The sequence below is a fragment of the Streptomyces sp. NRRL S-495 genome, from assembly GCF_000966955.1.
GTDB lineage: Bacteria > Actinomycetota > Actinomycetes > Streptomycetales > Streptomycetaceae > Kitasatospora > Kitasatospora purpeofusca.
The window spans coordinates 1-10,448 of record NZ_JZWY01000498.1 but is presented as its reverse complement, the minus strand read 5'-3'; the positions used below and the strand labels follow the sequence as shown (position 1 = coordinate 10,448).

Sequence of the window (10,448 nt, the reverse complement as noted above, 5' to 3'; positions counted from 1 at the left end):
GCGCCGATCAGGGCGGCGGCGGCCGTACGCGTGGGGCGCATACCGGAACCTCCGGGTTCTCTCGGGCGCAGCCGGGGACTCCGAAGTCCACGTGATCGAACAACTACACCCGGTCACTCACCGACGGTAGGCACACCCTCCGCGCCCGGCCACCGCTCTGGCCCGTTCGGGGGAGAGCCGGCCACCGTGGGTGACCGGCCCCCGAGGAGCCCTCAGAGGTCCAGGTCGACAACCACCGGGGCGTGGTCCGAGGTGCCCTTGCCCTTGCGCGCCTCGCGGTCGACATAGCTGTCGGTGACGGCGTCCACGAAGGGCTTGTTGGCGTAGGTGAGGTCGATCCGCATGCCCCGGTTCTTCGGGAAGGCCAGCTGGCGGTAGTCCCAGTAGGTGTAGGGGCGGTCGTACTTGAGCGGGCGGGGCAGCACGTCGTGCAGGCCGGCCGCGTCCAGGGCGGCGAGGGCGGCGCGCTCGGCGGGGGTGACATGGGTCAGGCCCTCGAAGGCGGCGAGGTCGAAGACGTCCTCGTCGGTCGGCGCGATGTTGAAGTCACCGAGGACGGCGAACGGGCGCTCACCGGCGGCGTCGTCCAGCGAGGCCACCCGCAGCGCCTCCAGCCACTCCAGCTTGTAGCGGTAGTGGGCGTGGTCGACCTCGCGCCCGTTCGGCACGTAGACCGACCAGACCCGGACCGGGCCGCAGGTGGCGGCGATCGCGCGCGGCTCGACATCGGGCAGCAGGGCGTCGTCGGCGAGGTAGCCGGGCTGCCCGGGCAGGTCGCGGACGACGTCGTCGAGGCCGATCCGGGAGAGGATCGCCACGCCGTTCCACCGGCCGTTGCCGTGCGCGGCCGTCTCGTAGCCGAGCTCGCGGACGGGCTCGTACGGGAAGGCGTCGGCGGCGCACTTCAGCTCCTGGAGGCAGAGCACGTCCGGCTTGGCGCTCTCCAGCCATTCCAGGAGCTTGGGCAGCCGCGCGGTGACGGAGTTGATGTTCCAGGTGGCGATGCGGACGGTCACGGCGGGCGGCCTTCCCGGTGGTTCGGTACGGACGGGGTGGGCGCCCCGGTCCCCCGGACGACGCCCACCCCGAATCTACCGAACGGCACCGACAAGGCCGTCCGGCCGCACAACGCCCGGCGGCACGAGGCCCAGCGGCACGACGTCCGGCCGCACGACGTCCGGCCGCACGACGCCCAGCGGCACGGCAGCCGACACCGCTCCGCCCGGCGGCACCGCTCCCGGCGCTACGGCTCGGGCCGGACCACCGCCGCCGAGCCGCCGCCGCGGCGCACCGGTTCGGCCGCGGCGACCCAGCGGCCGTCCGGCAGCCGCTCGACACCGGTCGCCGCCCCGATCTCCGGCGTACTGGCGAACACATGGCCGAGCGCCTCCAGCCGCGCCCGTTCGGGCAGCGCCAGGAAGCCGGGCTCGGCCTGGGTGGCGGCCGTGTTGCGCTGGCTGGCGCGCGGCGCGGCGATCGCCTGTTCCAGGCTCAGCCCCCGGTCGAGGCGGCCGAGCAGCACCTGGAGGGTGGTGGTGATGATCGTCGCGCCGCCGGGCGAACCGGCCGCCAGCACGGGCTCGCCGTCGCGCAGCACGATGGTCGGCGAGAGCGAGGAGCGCGGCCGCTTGCCCGGGCCGGGCAGGTTGGGGTCGGGCACGCCCGGCACCAGCGGGGTGAAGTTGAAGTCGGTCAGCTCGTTGTTGAGCAGGAAGCCCCGGCCGGGGACGGTGATGCCGCTGCCGCCGGTCTGCTCCAGGGTCAGCGTGTAGGAGACGACGTTGCCCCAGCGGTCGGCCACGGTGAGGTGGCTGGTGCTCAGCCCCTCGTAGGGCTCGGCGGCGGGCGCCGGCCCCGCGCTCGCGCAGGCGGCGGGGTGGCGCGGGTCGCCGGGTGCGATCGGGCTGGTCAGGGCGCGGTCGGGGCTGATCAGGCAGGCCCGGGAGGCGGCGTACCGGGCGGAGAGCAGCTCCTTGACCGGGACGTCGTTGAAGGCCGGGTCGCCCACCCAGCGGTTGCGGTCCGCGAAGGAGAGCCGCGAGGCCTCCAGGAAGTGGTGGTAGTACTGCGTGGCGTCGTAGTCGGCGAGCTCGCCGTCCTCCAGGATGCCGAGCGCCTCGCCGACGGTGGTGCCGCCGGAGCTGGACGGGGCGATCGAGTAGAGGTCGTAGTCCCGGTAGGCGACATGGGTGGGCTGCTGACGGCGCACCCGGTAGTCGGCGAGGTCGGTGGCGTCGACCTTGCCGGGGCGGGCGACCCGGCCGGAGGCCGGATCGACCGGCGGGTGCTGGACGGTGCGGACGATGTCGGCGGCGATCCCGCCCCGGTACAGGGCCTCGGTGCCCTCCTTGCCGAGCTGCCGGTAGGTGGCGGCGAGGTCGGGGTTGCGGAAGGTGGAGCCGACCGCCGGGAGCGCGCCGCCGGGCAGGAAGAGCTTGGCGGTGTCGGGGAAGTCCTTGAACCGGGCCTGGTTGAGCGCGGTCTGGTCCTGGAAGGTCTGGTCGACGGTGAAGCCCCGCTCGGCGATCCGCCGGGCGGGTTCGAGCGCCTCGGCGAAGCTGCGCCGGCCCCAGAGCCCGACGGCGGTCTCCCAGGTGGCCGGGGAGCCGGGCACCCCGACGGACAGGCCGCTGGTGACGGCGTCGGCGAAGGGCAGCGGCTTGCCGTCCTCCAGGAAGAGCGAGGTGTCGGCGGTCCGGGAGGCAGTCTCCCGGCCGTCGATGGTGTGCACCCGGCCGGTGGCGTGGTCGTAGTAGACGAAGTACCCGCCGCCGCCGATCCCGGCCGAGTACGGCTCGGTGACACCGAGCGCCGCCGCCACCGCGACCGCCGCGTCCACGGCGTTGCCGCCCTTGCGCAGCACCTCGATCCCGGCCGCCGTGGCGTCGGCGTCCACACTGGCGACCGCACCGCCCCGGCCGACCGCTTCGGGCACCTTCGCCGGCGGCGCCGCAGCCCCGGCCGGCCCGGCGGCGACCGTGCAGACCAGGGCCGTGGCGAGCAGCAACGGTGGTGCGATTCGTGCCAGCGCTCTCATCCGGAGTCCTCCCGAGTGCCTGAGTTGACGTCAACTCCGTTGTTTCACAGGAGCCATGACCCCGACAACAGTGCCACCCCCCTACCAACGGGTAGTTGACACGACTCGGGGCCCGGAACGAGCGGCGGCCGACGGATGGCCCCATCCGTCGGCCGCCGGTCCCCGGTGTGTCCCGCTACGGGACCGCGCGTTCCACCCGGCGGCGCTTGATGGTGCGGAAGCGGCGGGCGACCTGGCGGGCGAGGTCGGCGGCGCCGACCAGGCCGGCCTCGTTGCCGAGGGCGGCGTGGACGATGGTCGACTCGGGGCGGAAGCCGCGGCCGGTGAGGGTGCGGCGGAAGGTGTCGCGGGCGGGGGCGAGGAGGAGGTCGCCGGCCTCGGAGACGCCGCCGCCGATGACGAAGCGGCCCGGGTCGAGGGCGGCCGCCAGGTTGGCGATGCCGACGCCGAGCCAGGTGCCCACGTCGTAGAGCAGTTCGGTCGCGGTCGGGTCGCCGGCCCGGGCGGCCTCGGTGACCAGCGGGCCGGTGATGCCCTCGACGGCGCCGCCGGCCCGGGCCAGCAGCGCCTGGACCACCGGGGACTCCTCGGCGACCAGTTCGCGGGCGTCCCGCACCAGGGCGTTGCCGGAGGAGTACTGCTCCCAGCAGCCCCGGTTGCCGCACGGGCAGCGGTGGCCGCCGGGCACCACCTGCATGTGCCCGAACTCGCCGGCCAGCCCGTACTTGCCCCGGTCCACGTAGCCGTCGCGGACGACGGCGCCGCCGATGCCGGTGCCCAGGGTGAGCATCACCATGTGCTCCTCGCCCCGGCCGGCGCCGAAGCGCCACTCGGCCCAGGCGGCGGCGTTGGCGTCGTTCTCGACGATCACCGGGAAGCGCAGCCGGGAGCTGAGTGCTTCCCGGAGCGGTTCGCCGCGCCAGTTGAGGTGCGGGGCGAAGAGCACGGTGGAGCGCTCGGCGTCGACCCAGCCGGCCGCGCCGATGCCGACCGCGTGGACGTCGTGCCGGTCGGCGAGTTCCAGCACCAGTTCGACGATGACGTCCTCGACCACCTTGGCGCTCTTGGACTTGTCGGGCGTGTCGGTGCGCAGCTTCTCCAGCACCTTGCCCTCGCCGTCGACCACCCCGGCGACCACCTTGGTGCCGCCGATGTCGACGCCGATGGTCGGCAGCCGGAGCAGGCCGACCGGCAGGGCCCGGCGGCGGCGCTCGGCGCGCGGCCCGAGGCCGAGCAGGGTGGGCAGGACCGGCGGACGGTTGCCGCCGTGGGGGCTGGTCACGGCTGGTCACGCTCCTCGGCAGGGTCGGCGGGCGCAGGGTCGACGGGGTGTGCAGGGTCGACGGGGTGTGCAGGGTCGACGGGGTGTGCAGGGTCGACGGGGTGTGCAGGGTCGGCGGCGCCGGCCCCGGGGGCGGGCGGTGCCGCGGGCCGGGCCAGCTCGTGCGAGAGCTCGGCCAGGTCGGAGCCGCCCGCCATCTCGGTGGTGAGCTGTTCCAGGCCGATCTCCGCCCGCGCGTGGCTGCCCGCCATGCGGCCGCGCTTCAGCAGGGTGAAGTGGTCGCCGACCAGGTAGGCGTGGTGCGGGTTGTGGGTGATCAGGACGACGCCGAGTCCGGCGTCCCGGGCGGCGGTGACGTACTTGAGCACCACTCCGGACTGCTTGACGCCGAGCGCGGCGGTCGGCTCGTCCAGGACGAGCACCTTGGCGCCGAAGTGCACGGCGCGGGCGATGGCCACGCACTGGCGCTGGCCGCCGGACAGGGTGCCGATCGGGCGGTCCACGTCGGGCAGGTCGATGCCCATGTCCGCGAGTGCCCGGCGGGTGGTGGCGCGCATGCCGTCGGCGTCGATCCGCAGGCCGCCCCAGCGCTTGTGCCCCTGCTCGGAGCCGAGGAAGAAGTTCCGCCAGACGGGCATCAGCGGGACGACGGCGAGGTCCTGGTAGACGGTGGCGATGCCCCGGTCCAGGGCCTGGCGCGGGGAGTCGAGGCGGACCTCCTCGCCGGCCACCGTGAAGGTGCCCTCGTCGTGCCGGTGCAGCCCCGCGATGATCTTGATCAGGGTGGACTTGCCGGCGCCGTTGTCGCCGAGCACGCAGCTGATCTCGCCGGACCGCAGGGTCAGCGAGACGTCCTCCAGGGCGCGCACGGTGCCGTAGGTCTTCCCGATCCCGGTGAGGGAGAGCAGCTCGGTCATCGGGGCCCCCGTTCGGCGCGGCGCTTGACCCAGGTGTTCAGCAGGGCGGCGAGCAGCAGCATCGCACCGAGGAAGAACTTGAACCAGTCGGGGTTCCACTGGGCGTAGATGATGCCCTTGCTGGCCATGCCGAAGATCAGCGCGCCCAGCGCGGAGCCGACCACCGAGCCGTAGCCGCCGGTGATCAGGCAGCCGCCGATGACGGCCGCGACGATGTAGATGAGTTCGTTGCCGACGCCCTCGCCGGACTGCACGGTGTCGAAGGAGAACAGCAGGTGCTGGCCGAGCACCCAGGCGCCGAAGCCGACGAACAGGTAGAGCACGGTCTTCGTCCGGGCGACCGGGACGCCGACGGCCCGGGCCGCGGCCGCGTCGCCGCCGACCGCGAAGACCCAGTTGCCGAAGCGGGTGCGCAGCAGCACCCAGCTGCCGGCCAGCAGCAGGCCGAGCCACCACCAGACGGTCGCCTTGATCGTCAGCCCGCCGACGGTCACCTCGGAGGCGAACAGCCAGCGGCAGGAGGCGAAGCCCTCCATGTCGGAGATCGGCTTGGTGGAGACGGTGCCCGAGACCAGCTTGGTGACGCCGAGGTTGGCGCCGGTCAGCATCAGGAAGGTGCCGAGGGTGACGATGAAGCTCGGCAGTTTGGTGCGGGAGAGCATCCACCCGTTGAACAGGCCGACCGCCAGCGTGACGGCCAGCGAGACCAGCACGCCCACCCAGGTCACCGCGGTGAGCTGGTAGGAGACCATCGACGAGGTCAGCGCGGCGGTGGTGACCAGGACGCCGGCGGACAGGTCGAACTCGCCGCCGATCATCAGCAGCGAGACGGGTACCGCCATGATCCCGATGGTGGAGGCCGCGTACAGCACGGTGCCGAGCGAGGAGACCCGCAGGAAGGGCTCGGCGACGGCGGCGAAGACCAGGAAGACCGCGACGGCGGCGATCAGCGCGCCGAGTTCGGGCCGGCCGGCCAGGCGGCGCAGCGCGGCCGGGCGCTCGCGGCCCTGGACGAGGAGGTCCGGGGAGCTCACCTGGTCCCCCTCGCCACGTACTCGGCGAGCGCGTCCGCGTCGTCCTTGGTGAGGATCTGCGGGCCGGTGGCGACCGGCTTGCCGCCGCCGAGCATGTCCAGGTTGGAGCGGTAGAGCCAGAGCAGGTCGACGCCCTCGTAGCCCTGGAGGTACGGCTGCTGGTCGACCGCGAAGCCGACGGTTCCCGCCTTGAGGCCGGACACCACCTGCGTGCCCAGGTCGAAGGTGTCGAGCTCGACCGGGCGGCGGGTGTCCTGGATCGCCTGGAGTCCGGTGGCGGCCATCGGGCCGGAGAGGGTGAGCACGGTGTCGATGGACGGGTCCGCCTGGAGCTTGGCGGAGACCGCCGCGCGGGCGTCGGGCATGTTGACGCCGTCGACGTACAGCACCTGGAAGGCGCCGCCGGAGGTGCCCCGGGCGCCGCCGCAGCGCTGCTCCTGGCCGACGTTGCCCTGCTCGTGGATGACGCAGAGGACGTTCTTGCGGCCGCGGGCGGCCAGCTCGGTCCCGGCCGCCTGGCCGGCGGTGCTCTCGTCCTGGCCGATGTGGGTCAGCGCGCCGAACCGGGCGGAGAACTCCTGACCGGAGTTGATCGTGATGACCGGGATGCCGGCGGCCCTGGCCTTGCCGAGCACGTCGGCCATCGCCTCGCCCTTGGCGAGGGTGACCAGCAGGCCGTCGACCTTCTGGTCGATGGCGGCCTGGACGAGCTGGACCTGGTTCTGGGTCTGCGCGTCGTTGGAGTACAGGAAGGTGATGTTGTCCTTGGCGGCGGCCTGCTCGGCGCCCTTGCGCACGGTGTCCCAGAAGGCGTCGCCGGCCCCCGCGTGGGTCACCATGGCGACCTTCCAGCGCGGGGTGGTGACGGCGCCGCCGGCGGCGGCGGAGGCCTTGGCGCGGGCCTCCTCGGCGCGTCTGCCTCCGGTGCTGCTGCAGCCGGCGACGGCGACCGTCAGGGCCAGGACGGCCAGTGCCGCGGCGACGGGCCGGAGCCGGCGGACGGGACTCATGCGGGTTGTGCTCATCCCCATAGTCTCGCTTCCCGGCGGACGGGCGTTCGCACCGCCTCGCCCGGCGGGGCGATCCGTCCGGACGGTATCGTGCCCTGCGGGGGGATTCCTGGGAGTCCGCTGGACGCGACGTCCGGGCAGAGCCTGCCAGGGTGGCAGACTGGGGCGGACCCGAAAAGGGAGCTTCACGGAAACGTGATGTTCCTCTCAGGTTCCGCACAGATTCGGACGGCAACCGATCCCCGTTACGCGCCGTCTGATGCCATTGAGGTGGCGTTCCGGGCGAGTGGGGCCCGGGCGGCTTCGAACCCGGATACGAGAAACATTCATGCAACTGACAGGTACGCCGTTCTTCGTCTGCACGGTCGTTCTCGTGCCGATCTCCATCGCCGTGGCGATGTGGGCCTGGGCCCGGGTCAAGGGACCCGAGCCCGTACGCGTCCTGTCCAGGCTCGCCATGATCGTCTTCTGTCAGGCCACCGCGGTGGTCATGGTCTTCGTGATGGTCAACAACGCCAACCTGATCTACGGCAACTGGGACGACCTGCTCGGGACCGGCAAGCACGTGCGCGCGGTGCCGGTCGTGCCGCCGGCCGACCCGGCCCCGGGGGCCGGTCAGGGCGCCTCCCCGGCCCCGGGCGCATCCGCCCCGGCGGGCGACGCGGCGCACCCGCCGGCCAACAAGGTCCAGCAGGCCTTCCGCGGCGTCGACGACCCGAAGGTGCCGAACGACGTCCAGAAGACCGACCTCAAGGGCCAGCTGTCCGGCGTCGACGGCGAGGTGCTGGTCTGGCTGCCGCCGCAGTACAACGACCCCGCGTACAAGGACAAGAAGTTCCCGGTGGTCGAGCTGATCCCCGGCTTCCCCGGCTCCTCCTCCACCTGGTACGGCACGCTGAAGGTCTCCGAGCAGCTCAAGCCCCTGATGCAGCAGGGCAAGGTGGCCCCGTTCATCCTGGTCTCGCCGCGCACCCTGCTGCTGGGCAACCGCACCGACGCCGGCTGCACCGACGTGCCGGGCAAGGTCAACGCGGACACCTGGCTCACCCGGGACGTGCCGCAGATGGTCCTGGACAACTTCCGGGCCGACCCCTCCGCCGACCGCTGGGCGATCGCGGGCTACTCGGCCGGCGCCCACTGCGCCACCAAGCTCTCGCTGGCCCACCCCAACCGCTACCGGGCGGGCATCAGCCTCTCCGGCTACAACGACCCGGCGAAGGAGCCGGACTCGCTGGTCGGCAAGGACGCGAAGCTGCGCGAGGCCAACAACCCGGTGACCATCGTGAAGGCCGCGCCCCAGCCGCCGAAGGTCTCGCTGTACGTCTCCGGCAACAAGGGCGACGGCTACGAGGACGGCCAGGCCGTCGCCGCCGCCGCCAAGGCGCCGACCACCGTCCAGGTGGTCGAGACCACCGGACCGCACACCAGCGATGTGTGGAAGGACATGGTGCCGGGCGTCTTCGAGTGGCTGACCGGCATCATCCCGGCCCAGTAGCGGAGCACTCCCGCGCAGAGCGGCGGCCCCGGAGCNGCTCCGGGGCCGCCGCTCTGCGCGGAGGGACCGCTCTGCGCGGAGGGACCCTCAGGCGAGTTCGAGGGCCAGGTAGAAGTCCACCCGGTCCTCCAGCCGGGACAGGTCACGGCCGGTCAATTCCTCGATGCGGCCGATCCGGTACCGCAGGGTGTTGACGTGGACGTGCAGCTGCGCGGCGCACCTGGTCCACGAGCCGTCCGAACGGAGGAACGCCTCCAGCGTGCGGACCAGGTCCGCCTGGTGCTCGATGTCGTAGGCGATCACGGTGTCCAGCAGCCGGCTGCGGAAGGCCCGGCGCACCTCGTCCGGGACGGCCGCGAGCAGCAGTACGTGCGAGGCCAGCTCCTCCGGCCCGGCCACGCAGACCCGGCCGACCCTGGCGGCGGCGATCCGGCGGGCGTGCCGGGCCTCCTCCAGCGCGCCGCGCAGCCCGACCGCCTCCTTGGCGGGGGCCGAGACCCCGAGGGTGATCCGGCCCTCCGAGCCGAGCCCGGCCTCCAGCGGGGCGAGCAGCTCGCGCAGGGTGTCGGCGGGCACCGGGCTGTCCAGTGCGGGCAGCACCACCACCGCGCCGGCCCCGGCCCCGGCGACCAGCGCCCGGTCGCTGGTGCCGCCCAGCGCCTCCTCCAGGATCGCCCGCACCGCGCCCTCGGGCAGGCCGGTGCCCTCGGCGCTGAGCACCAGCCAGGAGCCTTCCGCCGCCTGCGGCTTCGGCTCGCGGCTCTCGTAGCGGGCGGCCATCGCCGAGGACGCGTACAGGGTGCGGCTGATCTCGGCCGGGTCCGCGTCGCGCTGGAGCAGGGTGAGCACCTCGTCGGCGAGGCGGCGGCGCAGCCGGCGGCCCTCGTCCCGGCGCTGGCGTTCGGCGGCGACCAGCCGGGCCAGGTTCTCGGCGAGCTGCTGGCGCTTCGCGGTCCACTCGGTGACGTCGCCCGCGACCGCGAGCACCCAGTCGGCGAGCGGCGCCTCGGCCTCGGGCGCGGCCGGCGCGGGCAGCAGCGAGTAGGCGCCGGCCGCGAGGCGGGCCCGGTGCGGGGGGCGGCGGCGCTGGCGCTGGGCGGCGAGGTGGGCGCGGATCAGCTGGTCCCGGTCGGCGGGCGGGAGCCGGTCGACGGGGCCGGCGATCACCGCGCCGGTCGGGGTGAGCACCCAGCAGTCGAGGTCGAGGTCGCCGCCGAGCAGGTCGAGGACGGCGTCCAGGCCGCCGCCGCCGGCCGCCGAGACCAGCAGCCGGTGCCGGTCGACCAGGGCCGCCAGGTCGGCGGCCCGGTCGGCGGAGACCTGGCGGCCGACGAACTCGGTGACGGTGCCGAAGGCGATGTCGTCGGGGACGGCCAGCAGCGGCATCCGGTGCCGGCGGCAGGCCTCGACGAGGTCCTCGGGGACGGGGCCGACCTCGGCCTCGCCGGCCGCCAGGGCGACCGCGCCGCCGGCCACGATGGTGCGCACGAAGCGCTCCGAGTCGGCCGGGGCGGTGCGCCAGAGCATGCCGGTGAGGACCAGCTCGCCGCCGTGCAGATAGCGCCCCGGGTCGTGCAGGTCGGTCGTCATCACCCCGCTGACCTGCCGGTCCAGCTCCTCCTCGGCCGCGAGCAGACGCAGGCGCGGGGCGCCGGGGGCGAGCAGGTCACGGA

8 protein-coding genes are annotated in these 10,448 nt (G+C 73.8%); 1 reads left to right on the top strand and 7 read right to left on the bottom strand.

What is annotated here, in order from left to right:
* Positions 1-212 precede the first annotated feature (212 nt).
* From VR45_RS24875 to VR45_RS24850, 6 genes are all read right to left on the bottom strand, one after another.
* Positions 213-1,016, bottom strand: a complete 804-nt coding sequence (locus tag VR45_RS24875; protein ID WP_043465100.1) for an exodeoxyribonuclease III — start codon at positions 1,014-1,016, stop codon at positions 213-215.
* Positions 1,017-1,243: 227 nt separating this feature from the next.
* Complete coding sequence (gene ggt, locus VR45_RS24870; protein ID WP_045942056.1) at positions 1,244-3,037, bottom strand: gamma-glutamyltransferase; 1,794 nt, start codon at positions 3,035-3,037, stop codon at positions 1,244-1,246.
* A gap of 175 nt (positions 3,038-3,212) precedes the next feature.
* Positions 3,213-4,274, bottom strand: coding sequence for an ROK family glucokinase (locus VR45_RS24865; RefSeq protein ID WP_234326120.1), 1,062 nt, complete (start codon positions 4,272-4,274; stop codon positions 3,213-3,215).
* Positions 4,275-4,315: 41 nt separating this feature from the next.
* Positions 4,316-5,236: an ATP-binding cassette domain-containing protein gene (locus tag VR45_RS24860; RefSeq protein WP_078896802.1), complete on the bottom strand. Its 921-nt coding sequence runs from the start codon at positions 5,234-5,236 to the stop codon at positions 4,316-4,318.
* Positions 5,233-6,270: an ABC transporter permease gene (locus VR45_RS24855; RefSeq protein ID WP_045942054.1), complete on the bottom strand. Its 1,038-nt coding sequence runs from the start codon at positions 6,268-6,270 to the stop codon at positions 5,233-5,235. Before VR45_RS24855 ends, VR45_RS24860 begins: the two co-directional genes overlap by 4 nt.
* Positions 6,267-7,280, bottom strand: a complete 1,014-nt coding sequence (locus tag VR45_RS24850; protein WP_045942053.1) for a sugar ABC transporter substrate-binding protein — start codon at positions 7,278-7,280, stop codon at positions 6,267-6,269. The genes VR45_RS24855 and VR45_RS24850 overlap by 4 nt, the downstream gene beginning before the upstream one ends.
* A 328-nt stretch (positions 7,281-7,608) precedes the next feature.
* Between VR45_RS24850 and VR45_RS24845 the strand changes: the two genes are divergently transcribed.
* Entirely contained in the window at positions 7,609-8,775 is a 1,167-nt protein-coding gene (locus VR45_RS24845) for an alpha/beta hydrolase-fold protein (protein WP_045942052.1), read from the top strand.
* Positions 8,776-8,862: 87 nt separating this feature from the next.
* Here VR45_RS24845 and VR45_RS24840 read toward each other — a convergent pair whose 3' ends face one another.
* Positions 8,863-10,440: a PucR family transcriptional regulator gene (locus VR45_RS24840; RefSeq protein WP_045942057.1), complete on the bottom strand. Its 1,578-nt coding sequence runs from the start codon at positions 10,438-10,440 to the stop codon at positions 8,863-8,865.
* Positions 10,441-10,448: the final 8 nt, after the last annotated feature.

Bases quoted from the DNA above. Each gene is read 5' to 3' on its own strand.
- VR45_RS24860 (WP_078896802.1), bottom strand. From the start codon at position 5,236: ATGACCGAGCTGCTCTCCCTCACCGGGATCGGGAAGACCTACGGCACC.
- VR45_RS24850 (WP_045942053.1), bottom strand. From the start codon at position 7,280: ATGAGTCCCGTCCGCCGGCTCCGGCCCGTCGCCGCGGCACTGGCCGTC.
- ggt (WP_045942056.1), bottom strand. From the start codon at position 3,037: ATGAGAGCGCTGGCACGAATCGCACCACCGTTGCTGCTCGCCACGGCC.
- VR45_RS24845 (WP_045942052.1), top strand. From the start codon at position 7,609: ATGCAACTGACAGGTACGCCGTTCTTCGTCTGCACGGTCGTTCTCGTG.